An 18,209-nucleotide genomic window follows, 5' to 3' on the forward strand; every position below is an offset into this window, starting at 1 on the left:
GAAGTGTCGGCAACAAGGCTAAAGAATAGATCAAAGATTTCATAACAACTCGCAACAAATCAGTGGCACCATACCGTATAGGTTGCAGGAGTGCTGCGCTGCATCAAGTCAAAAGAAAATGAGTCGCCAGATTGGGCAGCCGTTTGATTGCAGGGATAGCCAAAAAACTGTGGGGCAAGTTCTTCACCGGATTTGCCGAGGTCGTGGCGGAACAGGAGGTGTCCTGACCTTTTAAGCTTGGGGGGATCTATTGTTTGCGTCCGTGAGCAAATGAGTTGACCGCAATGCGGATCAAAGCGATCACCATGCCTGTAGGAGATTTCCGCAGGCAGGAGGTGTGGGATGTCGATTGGCGCTCAGGTCAGGAAGCTTGAAGACAGGGTTTTGATTAATCCCAAAGACGGTCCTGCCATCAGGCGTCTCGTTACTCTTTTGGACCTTTGGGAAAATTCCGAGAATGCAAGCGGTACCTTTGGCGCGACGCAGGCCCGGATAAATGAAGACCTAGGTCCAGATTGGCGTCAGGACATGCTGGATCGCTCGCAAATTTGCGAAAGTTATCATCATTGGATGTCTGTCTTGTCTTCTGCAGGCATGGCTACTGCCGTCCCGATTGCTCAGGCGTTTTCGGGCCGGGTCATGACAATCAAAGGCCAACAAACGCACTGCGATACGAGGATCAAGTTCTTCAAAGAAACCAAGGTGATATCGCGGCTTTGTCACGATTGCTACAAAGTGCAAATCTTGCCTTCAAATCTAGACGAGATGTTCCAGACCTATTTCCTTTTGCTTTTGCTCAATCTGCCGAACGACAATGCAAGGAAGTGCATGATTGAGCTGAGAGATGGCATCAAATACCCCTATAAAGGGTATATTTATTGCCAGAGCATCGAAGAAGCCAAGGACTGCATGGTAGCTTTCGAAAGCCTCAAAATTCGGAACGGGATAAAGGGGATTCGTACAAAAATTTCGCACGGATGCTCCGAGTTCGTGCAGGAATACCCGGATTTTAAATTCAACGAAGCTGAAGCATTCAGTGAGTTCAAGGTACCAGATGATTGGGTTACGAAAGAGACGCGCTATTTCAAAAACTTGAAGCTCCCGACATCCTTGCGGAAGACGAACTCGAAAACGTTTCTCAGTCTGAGGGATGTTTTCAGTTTTCGCACATGGGTAAAATACGCTGAACTAATTGGCGACGAAGCAAGTGAGTCATACAGATCGCAACAAGGTCCGAACCTGTTACCAACGTTTATTCAACGCGTTCAGAAGCAAGCAAAAAAGCGGAACAGCGAAATGAAAGCGCTCGTCGAAACAGACTGATGGTACAGCATGTTGCAAGAACGGACATTTGCGTCCGGACAAAACAGCGAGTTTTCGGAAGAGATGGTGCCCAGGAGAGGACTCGAACCTCCACGTCCATACGGACACTAGCACCTGAAGCTAGCGCGTCTACCAATTCCGCCACCTGGGCAGGTGTCGTGGAGGGGCGTTTAAGCCCACTGGCGAGGGGCGTCAACCGGATTCGGGAAGTTTTTTGAAAGTTTTTTGACCGCATATGGAACACCCCTGAGAATGGTGGGGTCTTTCCCTTGCACGCGGCGTTATTGCGCCTTGTTCCGCGACCTTTTGGGCGGTAGATCGGATCTGGACCTAAAAACAGGAGCCCTTCTATGTCAAAACTGGTCACGATTTATGGCGGATCTGGGTTTGTCGGCCGGTATGTCGCGCGGCGCATGGCAGGCGAAGGGTGGCGTGTTCGGGTAGCGGTGCGCCGTCCGAACGAGGCGATGTTTGTCAAACCCTATGGCGTGGTCGGGCAGGTCGAACCTATTCTTTGCAATATCCGCGACGATGCCTCGGTCGCAGCGGCTATGCAGGGCGCGGATGCGGTGGTGAACTGCGTGGGTGTGCTGAACGAGCTGGGCAAGAACGCGTTTGACGCCGTTCAGGCCGAAGGTGCCGAACGGATCGCACGGATTGCGGCCAAGCAGGGGATCGCGACGATGGTCCATATCTCGGCCATCGGCGCGGATGCGGACTCGGACAGCGAATATGCGCAGACAAAGGCACAGGGTGAAGCCGGCGTACTGGAACATATGCCCGGTGCCGTGATCTTGCGCCCCTCGGTCATTTTCGGGACCGAGGATCAGTTCTTCAACCGCTTTGCCGGGATGACCCGCATGGGGCCATTCCTGCCGCTGGTGGGCGCTGAGACGAAATTCCAGCCGGTGTATGTGGATGATGTGGCCAAAGCCGCTGTGCAGGGCGTTTTGGGACAAGCCAAGGCTGGCACTTATGAGCTGGGCGGGCCCGAGGTGAAATCCTTCCGCGCGCTCATGCAGCAGATGCTTGATGTGATCCATCGCCACCGCATCATTCTCGGGATGCCATTCTTTGTGGCCCGGATAATGGCCGGCGTTCTGGATATTGTGAAGTTCGTAAGTTTCCAGTTGTTCCCGAACAACATCCTGACTCGCGATCAGCTAAAGAACCTGCGGCGCGACAATGTCGTGTCGGACGGAGCCAAGGGTTTTGCCGATCTGGGGATTGAACCCGCCACGCTGGAATCGGTTCTTCCGGACTATCTGTGGAAGTTCCGCCCCTCGGGTCAGTATGACGAGATCCAGAGATCGGCCGACAATCTGCGCACCTGATCAGCTGTAGGCGATGATCAGCAGGATCACGCCCAGACAAACGCGGTAGATCACGTAAGGCGTAAAGCTGACACTGCGCAGCAGGCGCATCATCAGGGATAGCGCCAGCAAGGCGGCGGCAAAGGCAAAAAGGGCGGCGATGGCGCCGTCGATGGCCAGCCGCAGGTCGGCCTCTTGGATTACGTCGACCGACAGCAGGATGCCCGAGGCCAGGATCGTCGGGATCGACATCAGCATTGCGATCCGTGCGCCCTCTTCTCGCGTATACCCAAGATGCCGTGCGCCGGTGATTGTGATGCCGGACCGCGACGTGCCGGGGATCAGCGCCAGCATCTGCCACAGCCCCATGATGGCTGCATCTTTCAGTCCCCAGTCCTTGGCTTCTTTTGTCTGCGGGCCTTTCTGATCCATCCAATAAAGCAACAGCCCAAAGCCCAGCATGGTCCATCCGATTACCGCCATCGAGCGCAGGGATTGGCTGAGTCCGCTTTGAAACAGGACCGCCCCAAGGATTACGGTCGGGATGGTCGAAACGATCAGCCCCAAGGCCAGTCGCGCTTGTTCAGTGTCCGTTTTACCGCGCAGCGCGCGGGGCAGCCCCGCCGCCGCGGACTTTACGTCGGGCCAGAAATACAGGACCACGGCACCCAAAGTTCCCACATGAACCGCTACGTCTATGGCCAAACCCTGATCTTGCAGGCCGGTCAGGCTGGGCAGAAGAATCAGGTGGCCCGAGGATGAGATCGGCAGGAATTCGGTGACGCCCTGAATGATTGCCACAAGAATCAGCTGAAAAAGACTCATGAACCTGCCCGTGCCATTGCCACGTGTTTTATGCGATTCATGGGTATAAGTGCTGCGTTGAAAAGGAAAGGACACTTATAGGTCCGAATCGGATCTATTTTTTCAAAGTTTTTGGACATCATTGGAAATTTTGTTTTGGAAATTACTAAATAGGTCAGCATTTATGACTTTTCATCTGATCTTGCATCTTTTATGGAAGCTCGACCAAGCCAATTCATGGAGTCTGACCCGTGGCCAAGCAACCGATGCTGAAATTTGTGCAAGTCGATCGCGCCATGCCCGAAAAGCGTGCCGCAGACACGCGCAAGGAAGACTTTGACGAGATTTACGCCGAATTCGCCTCGGCCAAGGCGGAAGAGCAGGCCAGTCGCTGCAGCCAATGTGGTGTGCCCTATTGTCAGTCGCATTGCCCGTTGCACAACAATATCCCCGATTGGCTGCGCCTGACCGCAACCGGGCGCTTGGAAGAGGCCTATCAGACCAGTCAGGCTACCAACACCTTCCCCGAGATCTGTGGCCGTATCTGCCCGCAGGACCGTTTGTGTGAAGGCAATTGCGTGATTGAACAGTCCGGCCATGGCACCGTGACCATTGGCACGATCGAAAAATACATCACCGATACCGCATGGGACAAAGGTTGGGTTAAGCCCGTTGTTCCGGGCACCGAGCGCAGCGAAAGCGTCGGCATCATCGGTGCGGGTCCTGGTGGTCTGGCGGCTGCCGACATGCTGCGCCGCGCCGGTATTCAGGTAACGGTCTATGACCGCTATGACCGCGCCGGTGGTTTGTTGATGTATGGTATTCCGGGTTTCAAACTGGAAAAGGACATCGTGCAGCGTCGCAACGATCTGCTGGCAGATGGTGGCGTGACATTTGAACTGAACTGCGACGTCGACGCCACGAAATTCGAAGAAATTCGTGGGAAGCACGACGCAGTGATCATCGCCACTGGCGTTTACAAATCGCGCGACCTGTCCATGCCGGGCAGCGGTTTGGCCGGGATCGAGAAGGCGATTGACTTCCTGACGGCCTCGAACCGCAAAAGCTTCGGCGATGCGGTTGAAGACTTCGACAATGGTCGCCTGAACGCGGCTGGCAAAAAGGTTGTCGTAATCGGCGGCGGCGACACCGCGATGGACTGTGTGCGTACTTCGATCCGTCAGGGGGCGACGTCGGTCAAATGCCTGTATCGCCGCGACCGCGCGAACATGCCCGGCTCGCAGCGCGAGACTCAGAACGCCGAGGAAGAAGGTGTGGTTTTTGAGTGGCTTAGCGCGCCCAAGGGCTTTACCGGCGACGACGAAGTCACAGGAGTGATGGTGCAGAAGATGCGCTTGGGCCAGCCCGACGCAACCGGACGTCAGGCCCCCGAGGTGATCGAAGGCGCGGACTATGTCGAAGACGCCGATTTGGTGATCAAGGCGCTTGGCTTTGAGCCCGAAGACCTGCCCAGCCTGTTCGGCCAGCCCGACCTGCCGGTGACACGCTGGGGTACCGTCAAGGCCGCCTTCCAGACCGGCGAGACCGAGATGGACGGCGTCTATGCCATCGGTGACATCGTGCGCGGGGCCTCTTTGGTCGTGTGGGCGATCCGCGACGGGCGCGATTGTGCCGATGCGATCATCGACCGGTTCAACGCCAAGGCTGCAGTCGCAGCCGAATAGACCCAGCGATCAGGAGCCTCGAAATGCCCGAGTTGCAAGGCCAATGCATGTGTGGCGCGGTCACGGTGACCGCGACGCCCGCGCGCGATGCGCTGGGCGCGTGCCATTGCGACCAATGCCGACGCTGGACAAGTTCGATGCTGGTTACTTTTCAGGCCGAAGAAGGCTACGCCGCGCTTGGGCCGGTCAAGACCTTCACCTCGTCCGATTGGGCCGAGCGCGCCTTCTGCGCTGACTGCGGCTCGGCGCTGTGGTACCGGATCACGCTTCCAGGTGAAATGCACGGACACACGCAAATCGCGGCAGGCCTGTTTCAGGATACAGGCCACACGCTGAAACTTGAACTTTACTTCGACAAAAAGCCCGAAGGATACGCGTTCGCAGGTGAACGCAAGCAAATGACCAAAGCCGAGGTCGAGGCCATGTACGCCCCCTCGGAAGAAGGAGACAGCCAATGACCAAATATGATGCCGATTGGGTGCGCGCCGAAGAAGCCAAACGTCAGTGGATGGCTGAAAACGGTCTCTATTCCGAGGAGGAAGAACATTCATCCTGCGGCGTAGGCCTTGTCGTGTCTGTCGACGGTAAGCCGTCGCGCAAGGTGGTCGACGCGGGGATTGATGCGCTCAAGGCGATCTGGCACCGGGGCGCTGTGGATGCCGATGGCAAGACCGGCGATGGCGCGGGTATCCATGTGCAGATCCCTGTACCCTTCTTCTATGACCAGATTCGCCGTACCGGCCACGAACCCAATCTGGATGAGCTGATCGCAGTCGGTCAGGTCTTTCTGCCCCGTACGGACTTTGGTGCGCAGGAACAGTGCCGGACCATCGTGGAAACCGAAGTGCTGCGCATGGGTTACTACATCTATGGCTGGCGCCACGTGCCGGTCGATGTGACTTGCCTGGGTGAAAAGGCCAATGCGACCCGGCCCGAAATCGAGCAGATCCTGATCTCTAACTCCAAAGGTGTGGACGAAGACACCTTTGAGCGCGAGCTCTACGTGATCCGTCGTAGGATCGAAAAGGCAGCATTGGCGGCAGGAATTTCCGGCCTGTATTTGGCGTCGCTGTCCTGCCGTTCGATCATCTATAAAGGAATGATGCTGGCCGAACAGGTTGCGGTTTTCTATCCCGACCTGATGGACGAACGCTTTGAATCGGCCTTTGCGATCTATCACCAGCGTTATTCGACCAACACCTTCCCGCAATGGTGGCTGGCCCAGCCCTTCCGCATGTTGGCCCATAATGGTGAGATCAACACGCTGAAAGGCAACGTCAACTGGATGAAAAGCCATGAGATCCGCATGGCATCCTCGACCTTTGGGGACTACGCCGAGGACATCAAACCGATCATCGCTGGCGGATCGTCGGACTCCGCCGCATTAGACTCGGTTTTCGAGGTTCTGGTGCGTGCGGGCCGGTCTGCTCCAATGGCGAAAACCATGCTGGTGCCGGAAAGCTGGTCCAAACAGGCGGTCGAGCTGCCGCAGGCGTGGCGCGACATGTATTCCTACTGCAACTCGGTGATGGAGCCATGGGATGGCCCCGCCGCTCTGGCCATGACCGATGGTCGCTGGGTCTGCGCCGGGCTCGACCGGAATGGTTTGCGCCCGATGCGCTACGTTGTGACGGGTGATGGATTGGTTATCGCCGGGTCGGAGGCCGGGATGGTGCCGATTGATGAGGCATCGGTGACGGAAAAAGGCGCGCTGGGTCCGGGTCAGATGCTGGCCGTGGATATGAAGCGTGGCAAGCTGTACCGCGACACGCAGATCAAGGACAAACTGGCCCGTGCCCTGCCCTTTGGCGAATGGGTTGGCAAGATCAACGATCTGAATGAAAGCCTGTCAGGCGTGACCGAAACCGCGAAGTTCAGCGGAGAGGAACTGCGCAAGCGACAGATCGCAGCCGGTTATTCTGTTGAAGAGCTGGAGCAAATCCTTGCCCCCATGGCTGAAGACGGCAAAGAGTCCCTGGCCTCGATGGGCGATGACACGCCATCGGCGGTTTTGTCCAAGCAATACCGCCCGCTCAGCCATTTCTTCCGCCAGAACTTTAGCCAGGTGACCAACCCGCCGATCGACAGTCTGCGCGAATACCGCGTCATGTCGTTGAAAACCCGGTTCGGTAACCTGAAAAACGTGCTGGACGAAGACAGCAGCCAGACCGAGATCATCACGCTGGACAGCCCCTTTGTCGGCAACACCCAATGGGACAAGCTGGTAGAAAATCTCGGTTCGCCGCTGGCGGAAATAGATTGTAGCTTTGAACCCGGTCGGGGCGCGTTAAACGCCGCTTTGACTCGTGTTAGAGCCGAAGCAGAAGAGGCCGTGCGCTCGGGCGCGGGGCATCTGGTGCTGTCCGACATGGGTTCGGGCGCAGGTCGCGTGGCGATGCCGATGATTCTCGCGACCAGCGCGGTGCACTCGCATCTGACCCGTCAGGGGCTGCGGACTTTCTGTTCGTTGAACGTGCGCTCGGCCGAATGTGTCGATCCGCATTACTTTGCGGTTCTGATCGGTTGTGGCGCGACCGTGGTGAACGCTTATCTGGCCGAAGACTCGCTGGCTGACCGCATTGATCGCGGCTTGCTGGATGGCACGCTGACCGAAAACGTCGCACGCTATCGAGAGGCAATCGACCAAGGTCTGCTGAAGATCATGGCCAAGATGGGCATTTCGGTGATCTCCTCTTATCGCGGTGGTCTGAACTTTGAGGCCGTGGGCCTTAGCCGTGCCATGGTGGCTGAGTATTTCCCCGGCATGACCAGCCGGATTTCCGGTATCGGTGTGACCGGTATTCAGACCAAGGCCGAGGAAATCCATGCCAAGGGCTGGGACAGCGGTCTGGACGTGCTTCCCATCGGTGGTTTCTACAAGGCGCGCAAATCGGGTGAGACCCACGCGTGGGAAGCGACCTCGATGCACATGATGCAGATGGCCTGTAACCGCGCATCTTACGAGTTGTGGAAGCAATACTCGGCCAAGATGCAATCGAACCCGCCGATTCATCTGCGCGACCTGATGGATTTCAAACCGCTGGGCAAACCGGTGCCGATTGAAGAGGTCGAGTCGATCACCTCGATCCGCAAGCGCTTTGTCACGCCGGGCATGTCGCTGGGTGCGCTGAGCCCCGAGGCGCACAAAACGCTGAATGTGGCGATGAACCGGATTGGCGCGAAATCTGACTCGGGTGAAGGAGGCGAAGATCCGGCGCATTTCGTGCCCGAGCCCAATGGCGACAACCCCTCGGCCAAGATCAAACAGGTGGCTTCGGGCCGGTTTGGTGTGACAGCCGAGTACCTGAACCAGTGTGAGGAGCTTGAGATCAAGGTCGCCCAGGGTGCGAAACCCGGTGAGGGTGGTCAGTTGCCGGGTATGAAAGTCACCGACCTGATCGCGCGCCTGCGGCATTCGACCAAGGGTGTGACGCTGATCTCACCGCCGCCGCACCACGACATCTATTCGATCGAGGATCTGGCGCAGCTGATCTATGACCTGAAACAGATCAACCCGCGCTGTAAGGTGACAGTGAAGCTGGTTGCGTCCTCGGGCGTTGGCACGATTGCAGCCGGTGTGGCCAAGGCGAAAGCGGATATCATCCTTATTTCGGGTCACAATGGCGGCACGGGTGCGTCGCCTGCGACGTCGATCAAATACGCCGGTCTGCCGTGGGAGATGGGCCTGACCGAGGCGCATCAGGTTCTGGCGATGAACAACCTGCGCGACCGCGTGACTCTGCGGACAGATGGTGGTCTGCGCACCGGGCGCGACATCGTCATGGCTGCAATGATGGGAGCCGAGGAATACGGTATCGGCACCGCTGCCCTGATCGCGATGGGCTGTATCATGGTACGTCAGTGTCAGTCAAACACCTGCCCGGTCGGCGTCTGTACGCAGGACGAATCCCTGCGCGCCAAATTCACCGGCAATGCCGACAAGGTCGTCAACCTGATCACCTTCTACGCTCAGGAAGTGCGCGAGCTGCTGGCCAGCCTTGGTGCGCGCTCGATTGACGAAATCATCGGTCGGGCCGATCTGCTGGCGCAGGTAAGCCGTGGCTCGGCGCATCTGGACGATCTGGACCTGAACCCGCTGCTGATCACCGTCGATGGCGCACATGACATCGTCTATAACCGCGACAAGGACCGCAACGCAGTGCCGGATACGCTGGATGCCGAGATCGTGCGCGATGCGGCGCGGTTCCTGAAAGACGGCGAGAAGATGCAGCTGTCCTACGCGATCCAGAACACGCACCGGACGGTTGGTACTCGGGTGTCCAGCCATATCGTGCAGAATTTCGGGATGCGGAACACGTTCCAGGACGACCACCTGCATGTGAAATTGCAGGGCTCGGCCGGTCAGTCGCTGGGGGCGTTTGCGGCTCCGGGGCTCAAGCTGGAAGTGTCTGGCGATGCTAACGACTATGTTGGCAAGGGCCTTTCCGGTGGCATGATCGTTGTGCGCCCACCGCAGGTCAGCCCGCTTAAGGCAGATGACAACACGATCATCGGCAATACTGTTCTGTACGGCGCCACCGATGGCCAACTGTTCGCAGCAGGCCGCGCAGGCGAACGGTTCGCGGTTCGGAACTCGGGCGCCAAAGTGGTGATCGAGGGCTGTGGCTCGAACGGGTGCGAATACATGACCGGCGGTGTCGCCGTGATTCTAGGCGACATTGGTGCCAACTTTGGCGCGGGCATGACCGGCGGCATGGCGTACCTGTACGATCCCGAAGGCAAGGCACAGGCTCTGATGAACATGGAAACGCTGGTGACCTGCCCGGTTACGGTGGACCATTGGGAAGACCAGCTGAAAACGCTGATCGAAACTCATCAGTCTGAGACCTTCAGCCGCAAGGCCGCTGATATCCTGCAACATTGGGATGTGGAAAAGGCCAATTTCCTGCAGGTCTGCCCGAAAGAGATGCTGAACAAGCTCAGCCATCCTCTGACCAATGAGGTTGAAGCCGTTCCGGCAGAATAAGTCGCCAATCAGTCAAATTGCAAAACCCGCGTACCACTCCGGTACGCGGGTTTTCTTATTCATGGACCTCTACAACAGACATTTCAAACAAGACCTACACGTCGTATAGCTGTGGCATGGCAAAGAAAGCAGTCCGCAAGACAAGCGGTAAGAAAAAGAAGGCGTCGAAAGCCAAACCCAACGTCGTGATGCGGATTCGCCGCTGGGTCACGCGTGGGCTATTGGCGATTGCGGTGTTTGTAGTGGCGCTGATTGGGCTCTATTCGGTAGTCAACCCACCGGTGACCCATACGATCTGGTCCGAATGGCGCAGATTGGGCAAGGTCGAGCGTGACTGGGTTCCCATCGAACAGATTTCGCCGATCATGGCGCGGTCAGTCGTAGCGGCTGAGGACGCCAATTTCTGCCGCCATTGGGGGTTTGATGTCGAAGCTATTCGTGACGCGATTGAAGGGGGTGGTGCCCGAGGTGCGTCGACGATTACGCAGCAAGTGGTGAAGAATGTCTTTTTGTGGCAAGGGCGCAGCTGGGTGCGCAAGGCGCTTGAAACTTCGATGACGCCGGTCGTCGAAATTTTCTGGAGCAAACAACGTATTCTCGAAGTCTATTTGAACGTCGCCGAAACCGGAAATGGCGTATTCGGGGTTGAGGCAGCGGCACAGCGTAATTTCAACGTTCCGGCGTCAAAACTGTCCTCGGTTCAGGCGGCGCGGATTGCGGCGATCCTGCCATCCCCGCGAAATCGGTCGGTAACCGACCCGTCGGTACGCACCCGCAGACGTGCGGCTGCGATTCTAGACGGGGCGGCCACCATCCGCGCAGATGGTCGCGCGGATTGTTTCGAGGATTGAAAAACAGGCCATCTCAGGGCTAAAGCTGAGGGGTATTCACTGGTTCGATTGGAAGCTCATGGCGCGTCTGTTTCACGTTCCCCTGTCACCGTACTGCCGCAAGGTCCGTCTGTCGCTTGCCGAAAAGAAGATCGAGGTTGAGCTGGTCGAAGAGAAATACTGGGAACAGGACCCGGATTTCCTGCGCCGCAATCCGGCGGGTAAAGTGCCGGTCCTGCGATTGGACGGGCATGTCATGGCGGAAAGCAGCGCCATTTGCGAGTATATCGAGGAAACGCGCCCCGAACCCGCTTTGATGCCAAAAACACCGGAAGCCCGGTATGAAGTCCGGCGGCTAGTCGGCTGGTTTGACGACAAGTTTCATCACGAGGTGACATCGAAACTGTTGTACGAGCGGGTCAACAAGAAGATGACCGGGCAAGGTTACCCGGACAGCAAAAATGTCAAAGAGGGTGCCAAGGCGATCAAGTATCATCTGGACTACATGGCATGGCTTCTAGATCACCGGCGTTGGTTGGCGGGCGACCAGATGACATTGGCCGATTTCGCGGCCGCGGCGCATTTGTCGGCGCTGGACTATATCTCGGACGTGGATTGGAACCGTTCGGCGGCGGTCAAGGATTGGTACGCCAAGATCAAGTCTCGGCCTGCGTTTCGGTCGATACTGGCGGATCAGGTGCCGGGGTTTCGGCCTCCGCCGCATTACGCGGATCTGGATTTCTGATAGGGTGGCAGGGGGGCTGTCTGCCCCCCATCGCGCCGGGGCGCGATTCCCCCCGAGGATATTTTAGCCAGATGAAGAGCGGATCGGATTTAAAGGACAAGGTGGTCGCTCGGGCATTGAGCGAGGGGTTTGTGTCCTGTCGGATTTGTCGGCCGTGGGATGTGCCGGATGTGCCCGCGCGGTTGCAGGCGTTTTTGGATTCCGGGTATCACGGACAGATGGGGTGGATGGCCGAACGGACCCATTGGCGGGGCGATCCGTCGGCTTTGTGGCCCGAGGCGCGGTCGGTGATCATGTTGGCCGAGAGCTATACGCCGGAACATGATCCGACCGAGGTTTTGGGCCATCCTGATCGGGGTGCGATTTCGGTCTATGCGCAGAACAAGGATTACCATGATCTGGTGAAAAAACGCCTCAAGCGGTTGGCGCGGTGGTTGATTGCCGAAGGTGGCGGCGAGGTGAAGGTGTTTGTTGATACAGCGCCGGTGCCTGAGAAGGCCCTGGGCCATGCGGCGGGGCTGGGATGGCAGGGGAAGCATACGAATCTGGTCAGCCGTGATTGGGGAAATTGGGCCTTTATAGGCTCTGTTTTTACTACATTGGACCTGCCTGCGGATATGGCCGAGGTGGATCATTGCGGATCGTGTCGCGCTTGTTTGGATGCCTGTCCAACGGATGCGTTTCCTGCGCCGTACAAGTTGGATGCGCGGCGGTGTATTTCCTATCTGACCATCGAACATAAGGGGTTGGTTGACGAAGATCTGCGCGGAAAGTTGGGCAATCGGATTTACGGATGCGATGATTGTCTGGCGGCCTGTCCGTGGAACAAGTTTGCCGTCGCGGCCAGCGATATTCGCTATGCTGCGCGGGATGATTTGGTGGCCCCGCCGCTGGTTGAATTGGCCGGGTTGGATGATGCGGCGTTTAGGGTCAAGTTCTCGGGCTCGCCCATCAAGCGGATCGGGCGGGATCGGTTTGTGCGCAACGTGCTGTATGCGATTGGGAATTCCGGTTTGCCCGCGCTGAAACCCGTGGCGCAGGGGTTGGTGGATGATCCTGATCCAGCCGTGGCTGATGCCGCGCGCTGGGCGGTACAACAACTGCCCTAAGTGCCGCAAACAGGCTGGACGTGTCGGTCCAAACCGCTACACCCAATTTAGCGAACAGGAAGGAGAACCCGATGGCGCTGGCTTTGGGGGTTGATACGGGCGGAACCTATACGGATGCGGTGCTGATCCGGGATGAGGCTGAGGTGATCGCCTCGGCCAAGTCGCTGACCACGCGGGCAGACTTGGCAATCGGCGTGGGCAAAGCGATTTCGGCTGTGTTGGAACAGGCGGCGGTTGGCCCCGAGCAGATCTCGATGGCATCTTTGTCGACCACTTTGGCCACCAATGCTCTGGTCGAGGGGCAGGGCGGGCGCGTGGCGTTGGTCTATATCGGGTTCAAAGAGGGCGATCTGGATCGGCACGGGTTGCGCGACGCGTTGAAGGGTGATCCGGCACTGGTGATTGCCGGGGGTCATAGCCATGCGGGGGGTGAGGCTGCTCCGCTGGATGTAGCCGCGTTGGAAACATTTTTAGACTCTCATAAAGGCATATCCGGCTTTGCCGTGGCCGCGCAGTTTGCCACGCGCAACCCCGCGCATGAGCTGGAAGCGGCGCGGATTATAGCCGAGCGGACAGGGGCTCCGGTCACGTGTTCTCATCACCTGTCGGCCAAGTTAAACGGGCCGAAACGGGCAGTGACGGCGGTATTAAATGCACGGCTGATCGGGATGATTGATCGGCTGATCGGACGGGCGCAGGATCAGTTACTGACGTTGGGAATTACCGCGCCGATGATGGTGGTCCGCGGCGACGGCGCGTTGATGAGCGCCGAGCAAGCGCGAGAACGCCCGATTGAGACGATCCTCAGCGGGCCTGCGGCCTCGATCGTAGGGGCCAGTTGGTTGACGGGGGCCGAGAATGCGCTGGTGTCGGATATTGGCGGGACGACCACGGACATCGCCGTGATCCGCGACAGTAAGCCCGCAATTGATCCCAATGGTGCGCGCGTCGGTGGCTTTCGCACCATGGTCGAGGCGGTAGCGATGCGCACCCATGGTCTGGGCGGCGACAGTCAGGTCCATGTGGTGACCGAGGGGCTGGGAGGCGGCGTGGTCCTTGGCCCGCGCAGGGTATTGCCGGTGTCGCTGATCGCGGCCGAGGCCCCGGATGTGGTGCATGCTGAGTTGGACAAACAACTGCGCGCGACCACGGTAGGTGAACATGACACGCGGTTTGCCCGCCGCGTGCCCGGTATCCATGCCGAAGGGCTGGGTGCACGGGAAGAGGTGTTGTTGGACCGTCTTGGCGATCAGGTTTTGCCGCTGAGCGATCTGTTGCGCACACGGATGGAGAATGGGGCTCTGACGCGGTTGGTGGATCGCGGGATCGTTCAGGTCTCGGGCGTGACGCCGTCGGATGCAAGCCACGTTCTGGGACGGCTGGACGCCTGGGATGCCGAGGCCGCGCTTAAGGCTCTGGAACTGGTGTCACGCAAACGGGTCGGGTCGGGTGATGTGCTGGCGAAAACCCCCGAGGCTTTTGCGCAGATGATCGTGGATCAGTTGACCGAACAGACCTCATTGATCTTATTAGAGACTGCTTTTGCCGAAGAAGCCGAGGATTTTGGTATCCCTTCCACCGATCTGGCGCGGCATGTTCTAACGCGCAAGGGCTTGGCCGGGCATCGGGGCCTGCTGGCGCTGGATGCGGCGTTGAACGTGGATGTGATCGGGTTGGGTGCGTCGGCCCCCAGCTATTACCCGGCGGTCGGGGAGCGTTTGCATTGCAAGATGATCTTGCCCGAACATACTGGCGTGGCGAATGCCATCGGCGCGGTCGTCGGTCGCCTGACCTTGCGCCGGACGGGGACGGTCACGTCGCCTTCCGAGGGCAAGTTCCGGGTGCATCTTGAGGACGGACCGCAGGATTTCAACGATTTCGAGGCGGCGTTGTCGCTGCTGGAATCCGTACTGCGATCCGAGGCTGAGGGCGCGGTACGCGACGCCGGGGCCGAGGATATCCGCGTGATCGTTGACCGCGACATCCGCACAGCCCGCGTCGAGGCGCAGGAGGTCTTTGTCGAGGCCATGATCACGGTCGAAGCCAGCGGCCGCCCAAGGGTCGCCGCCGGCTGATCGCTTATTCTGCCGCGTCGCGTTTAGGCAGAACCCAATCGGGGCGCGGGAAATGGCAGGTATAGCCGTTGGGGATACGCTCCAGATAGTCCTGATGCTCGGGCTCGGCGTCCCAGAAATCACCGACGGGCTCCAGCTCGGTCACGACCTTGCCGGGCCACAAACCGCTGGCGTTCACATCGGCAATCGTGTCCAACGCCACCTGTTTTTGCGCGTCATCCACATAGTAGATGGCCGAACGATAGCTCATCCCGCGGTCATTGCCCTGACGGTTTACCGTAGTCGGATCGTGGATCTGAAAAAAGAACTCCAGCAACTCACGATAGCTGATCTGCGCGGGATCAAAGAAAATCTCGATCCCTTCGGCATGGGTTCCGTGGTTGCGATAGGTGGCGTTGGGGACATCGCCGCCGGTATAGCCGACGCTGGTGCGAGACACGCCCGGCAGCTTGCGGATCAGGTCCTGCATTCCCCAGAAACAACCTCCGGCCAGGACAGCGCGTTCTTCGGTCATCAGATTTCCTCCACATGAATCAGGTAGTCGGCATAGCCTTCGGCCTCCATGTCATCGCGGTGGACAAACCGCAAGGAGGCTGAGTTGATGCAATAGCGCAGTCCGCCATGTTCACGCGGGCCGTCGGGGAAGACGTGGCCCAGATGGCTGTCGCCGTGTTTTGAACGCACCTCGGTGCGAATCATGCCGTGGGTGGTATCCCGGAACTCTTCTACATGTTCATGCACGATGGGCTTGGTGAAACTAGGCCAGCCGCAGCCGGATTCGTATTTGTGAGTCGAAGCGAACAGCGGCTCGCCCGAGACGATATCCACATAAATCCCCGGTTCCTTGTTGTTCAGCAGCTTGCCGGTGCCCGGACGCTCGGTCCCGCTGTTCTGCGTGACATGGTATTCTTCGGGCGAGAGGGCAGCGATGGCCTCGGGGGATTTGGTGTATTGGGTCATGGATCCTCCGGTCGGTTGAGTTGCACCATTATTTGGGGGTTGAGGCGCAGAAATCAAAGCCTGTTTCACGCACCTCGCGCCCTCGTGCGTTGATCCGGGGGGCGATTTGGCGCGTATAGTAAGGCATAGGAGGGTTCACCATGTTCCGCATCTTGCTGTTGACCGCTTTGATTCTGACCGGGCGCACCGTGCAGGCTGCGCCGTTGAGCGGAGAGTTTCCGTCCATCGACGGCGGTACCCTGTCGATCGCGGATTGGCGCGGGCAGCCGGTTTTGGTGGTGAACACGGCCTCGCATTGCGGCTTTACCGGGCAATACAGCGCGCTGCAGCAAGTCCACGAAGACTATGGTCCGCGCGGACTGGTCGTGCTGGCGGTACCGTCGGATTCCTTCAATCAGGAATTTGGATCGGCGGAAGAGGTCAAGGAATTCTGTGACTTCAACTATAACCTGACCCTGCCAATGACCGACATCACCTCGGTTCGAGGCGCAAAAGCGCATCCTTTCTATCAACAGGTCGCGGAGCAGACAGGATTTGAGCCCAGTTGGAACTTCAACAAAATCCTTCTGAACACTGAAGGCGAAGTTATAGCGACCTATGGCGCAACCACGCGCCCCGATTCCCGGCAAGTTTTGTCTCAGGTCGAGGCTTTGCTGCCCTGAGCAGGTTGCCGCGATAACTGCACGGCCAAAATCCCGGCGGTGGTGATCAGTACGCCAACGGCATCCAGTGGGCCGAGTTTCTCCCCCAGTAGCAACGCAGCAATCGTCACTCCGAAAACAGGGTTGAGGAAGTGGAAGGTGGCTGCGCGGGTCGCTCCGATCCGATCCAGCAGCAGAAACCAGATCAGCGTGGCCAACAAGCCGGGGAACAGGGTTGTGTAGGTGAAAGCCAGCGCCAGGGGCACCGTGGGGTGGATATAGATCGTCTCGAATACGGGAGCCGCGACGAACAGAACGGCTGAACCAACCAGCATCTGCAACCCCACTACCATCATGAAATTCCCGCCCGAGGTCGCCCCGCGCACCGCCAAGGTGGCGAACGTCAGCGCCAAGGCTCCAACACCGCAGAGCATCACGCCGAACATATCAACGCCCGCGCTGATGCGGCTGCTCATGATCAGGGCGACGCCCGCGAACCCGGCCAGCAGGCCGATCACGCCTAACGGTCGCAGACGATCACCCAGAAACAGCCAACTTGCCAGCGCCACCAGCAGCGGCATGGTCGAGGCGATAATCGCGGCGACCGAGGCCTCAATCGTTTGCATTGCGTAGAAATTCAGACCCAAATACAGCGCATTCTGGCAGATTCCGAACAGGATGGTTGCATACCATTGTTGCGGTGTCAGCCGCCAGCTCTGCCCCATTGCACGCGCAATCACCACACCGATCAAGCCGGACACCAAAAACCGCAGTGCCAGCGAAAACAGCGGAGATGCGTCCATCACGATGATCCGCGCCGAAGTAAAGGCCGACGACCAGATCAGTGCAAATGTTAGCCCCATCGCCATGGCGCGCAGATCCATCGCCCATCCCCTTTGTTGGTTTCGCGCACTGTTCCTTAAATCAGTAAGGGTCGCAAGATGTACCGTCTGGCCGTAGTAACTAGGAATCTCATAAGGGCACCACACGCGGGGCGCACAATTTAATTCTTACCGGAGTTGGAGTTACCTTTCGGCCCGCTAGATCATAAGTGACCACAACAAAGGCGAAGCCCGTTATGTTGCAAGAGAAGCGAAAAGACCTGGATTCGGAGCGGCAGAAAAAGCTGCTGTTTCGGCTTGTGGATGAACTCAGCCAGTCTTCGCCTGATCTGTACTATCGCCCAACCAGTGAGATCGCGACGTACCTTGAAACGTATATTCGTAAGGAAGCAAAACTGTCTGCAGACGATCGGGCCTTGATGAACCGGCTCAGCCGTCGTGATCTGGAAGTGCTGTTAAGTTTGCACTGATCCCAAAGAAAAAGGGCCCCCAAACGGCGGCCCTTGATCGTATCTTTGCGACAGCTGAGATCAGCCGTTCACGCTGTCCTTCAGTGCCTTCGCAATGGTCATTTTAACCACCTTGTCGGCCTCTTTCTTGAACTGCTCGCCAGTGGCGGGGTTGCGCACCATGCGCTCGGGGCGCTCGCGGCAGTAGATTTTGCCAACGCCGGGCAGGGTCACTGCGCCGCCGGCTGAAACTTCGCGTGTGATCAGGCCGGTCATGGCCTCCAGCGCGGCGTTCGCGGCTTTCTTGTCAGTCCCCATTTCCTCAGCGAGAGCAGCAACCAGCTGAGTCTTTGTCATAGGCTTTGCCATTTCTTGGTCTCCTTAACGTGCCCGATGTCTTGGGCCTCACCGCGTAACTGTAACGGGATATTGTGGCTGAACACAAC

General features: G+C 58.2%; 16 protein-coding genes and 1 tRNA gene. 11 read left to right on the forward strand and 6 right to left on the reverse strand.

Features of this window, described 5'->3' with window-relative positions; genetic code table 11:
- Positions 1 to 342: 342 nt before the first annotated feature.
- Positions 343 to 1,323, forward strand: coding sequence for a hypothetical protein (locus ACR0CA_RS14325; RefSeq protein WP_170790249.1), 981 nt, complete (start codon positions 343 to 345; stop codon positions 1,321 to 1,323).
- A 64-nt stretch (positions 1,324 to 1,387) separates the two neighbouring features.
- Here ACR0CA_RS14325 and ACR0CA_RS14330 read toward each other — a convergent pair.
- A tRNA-Leu gene (locus ACR0CA_RS14330) sits at positions 1,388 to 1,474 on the reverse strand.
- Positions 1,475 to 1,673: 199 nt separating this feature from the next.
- Between ACR0CA_RS14330 and ACR0CA_RS14335 the strand changes: the two genes are divergently transcribed.
- Entirely contained in the window at positions 1,674 to 2,657 is a 984-nt protein-coding gene (locus tag ACR0CA_RS14335) for a complex I NDUFA9 subunit family protein (protein ID WP_480899782.1), read from the forward strand.
- On the opposite strand, the gene ACR0CA_RS14340 is transcribed toward ACR0CA_RS14335, so the two are convergent.
- Positions 2,658 to 3,461 (reverse strand): undecaprenyl-diphosphate phosphatase, encoded by an 804-nt coding sequence (locus ACR0CA_RS14340; RefSeq protein ID WP_480899784.1) that lies wholly within the window; start codon positions 3,459 to 3,461, stop codon positions 2,658 to 2,660.
- A 230-nt stretch (positions 3,462 to 3,691) separates the two neighbouring features.
- Between ACR0CA_RS14340 and ACR0CA_RS14345 the strand changes: the two genes are divergently transcribed.
- The 7 genes from ACR0CA_RS14345 to ACR0CA_RS14375 all read left to right on the forward strand — a co-directional run bounded on the left by ACR0CA_RS14345 (position 3,692) and on the right by ACR0CA_RS14375 (position 14,871).
- Positions 3,692 to 5,125, forward strand: coding sequence for an NAD(P)-dependent oxidoreductase (locus ACR0CA_RS14345; RefSeq protein WP_480899787.1), 1,434 nt, complete (start codon positions 3,692 to 3,694; stop codon positions 5,123 to 5,125).
- 23 nt (positions 5,126 to 5,148) lie between these two features.
- The gene (locus ACR0CA_RS14350) at positions 5,149 to 5,583 is read left to right on the forward strand and encodes a GFA family protein (RefSeq protein ID WP_170771505.1); all 435 of its coding nucleotides are present in this window, start codon (positions 5,149 to 5,151) and stop codon (positions 5,581 to 5,583) included.
- Positions 5,580 to 10,112 (forward strand): glutamate synthase large subunit, encoded by a 4,533-nt coding sequence (gene gltB, locus ACR0CA_RS14355; RefSeq protein WP_480899790.1) that lies wholly within the window; start codon positions 5,580 to 5,582, stop codon positions 10,110 to 10,112. The genes ACR0CA_RS14350 and gltB overlap by 4 nt, the downstream gene beginning before the upstream one ends.
- 116 nt (positions 10,113 to 10,228) lie before the next feature.
- Positions 10,229 to 10,963, forward strand: a complete 735-nt coding sequence (mtgA, locus tag ACR0CA_RS14360) for a monofunctional biosynthetic peptidoglycan transglycosylase (RefSeq protein ID WP_170790274.1) — start codon at positions 10,229 to 10,231, stop codon at positions 10,961 to 10,963.
- A 58-nt stretch (positions 10,964 to 11,021) separates the two neighbouring features.
- Positions 11,022 to 11,687: an FtsZ-binding protein FzlA gene (gene fzlA / locus ACR0CA_RS14365; RefSeq protein WP_170771511.1), complete on the forward strand. Its 666-nt coding sequence runs from the start codon at positions 11,022 to 11,024 to the stop codon at positions 11,685 to 11,687.
- Between the two features lie 71 nt (positions 11,688 to 11,758).
- Positions 11,759 to 12,796, forward strand: coding sequence for a tRNA epoxyqueuosine(34) reductase QueG (gene queG, locus ACR0CA_RS14370; protein WP_480899792.1), 1,038 nt, complete (start codon positions 11,759 to 11,761; stop codon positions 12,794 to 12,796).
- A gap of 71 nt (positions 12,797 to 12,867) precedes the next feature.
- Positions 12,868 to 14,871, forward strand: a complete 2,004-nt coding sequence (locus ACR0CA_RS14375; protein ID WP_480899794.1) for a hydantoinase/oxoprolinase family protein — start codon at positions 12,868 to 12,870, stop codon at positions 14,869 to 14,871.
- Between the two features lie 4 nt (positions 14,872 to 14,875).
- On the opposite strand, the gene msrA is transcribed toward ACR0CA_RS14375, so the two are convergent.
- Entirely contained in the window at positions 14,876 to 15,385 is a 510-nt protein-coding gene (msrA, locus tag ACR0CA_RS14380; RefSeq protein ID WP_480899796.1) for a peptide-methionine (S)-S-oxide reductase MsrA, read from the reverse strand.
- Positions 15,385 to 15,831 (reverse strand): peptide-methionine (R)-S-oxide reductase MsrB, encoded by a 447-nt coding sequence (msrB, locus tag ACR0CA_RS14385; protein ID WP_480899797.1) that lies wholly within the window; start codon positions 15,829 to 15,831, stop codon positions 15,385 to 15,387. Before msrB ends, msrA begins: the two co-directional genes overlap by 1 nt.
- A 140-nt stretch (positions 15,832 to 15,971) precedes the next feature.
- Here msrB and ACR0CA_RS14390 point away from each other — a divergent pair, with 140 nt between their 5' ends.
- On the forward strand, positions 15,972 to 16,493 hold the full coding sequence (locus ACR0CA_RS14390) for a glutathione peroxidase (protein WP_480899799.1): 522 nt from the start codon (positions 15,972 to 15,974) through the stop codon (positions 16,491 to 16,493).
- On the opposite strand, the gene ACR0CA_RS14395 is transcribed toward ACR0CA_RS14390, so the two are convergent.
- Entirely contained in the window at positions 16,469 to 17,356 is an 888-nt protein-coding gene (locus ACR0CA_RS14395) for a DMT family transporter (RefSeq protein ID WP_480899801.1), read from the reverse strand. The two genes, ACR0CA_RS14390 and ACR0CA_RS14395, sit on opposite strands and share 25 nt — an antisense overlap.
- 167 nt (positions 17,357 to 17,523) lie before the next feature.
- On the opposite strand from ACR0CA_RS14395, the gene ACR0CA_RS14400 reads away from it, so the two are divergent.
- Positions 17,524 to 17,784 (forward strand): hypothetical protein, encoded by a 261-nt coding sequence (locus ACR0CA_RS14400; RefSeq protein ID WP_480899803.1) that lies wholly within the window; start codon positions 17,524 to 17,526, stop codon positions 17,782 to 17,784.
- A 60-nt stretch (positions 17,785 to 17,844) separates the two neighbouring features.
- On the opposite strand, the gene ACR0CA_RS14405 is transcribed toward ACR0CA_RS14400, so the two are convergent.
- The gene (locus ACR0CA_RS14405) at positions 17,845 to 18,132 is read right to left on the reverse strand and encodes an HU family DNA-binding protein (RefSeq protein ID WP_039533371.1); all 288 of its coding nucleotides are present in this window, start codon (positions 18,130 to 18,132) and stop codon (positions 17,845 to 17,847) included.
- Positions 18,133 to 18,209 lie beyond the last annotated feature (77 nt).

The sequence above is a fragment of the Ruegeria sp. F12 genome (assembly GCF_056533885.1).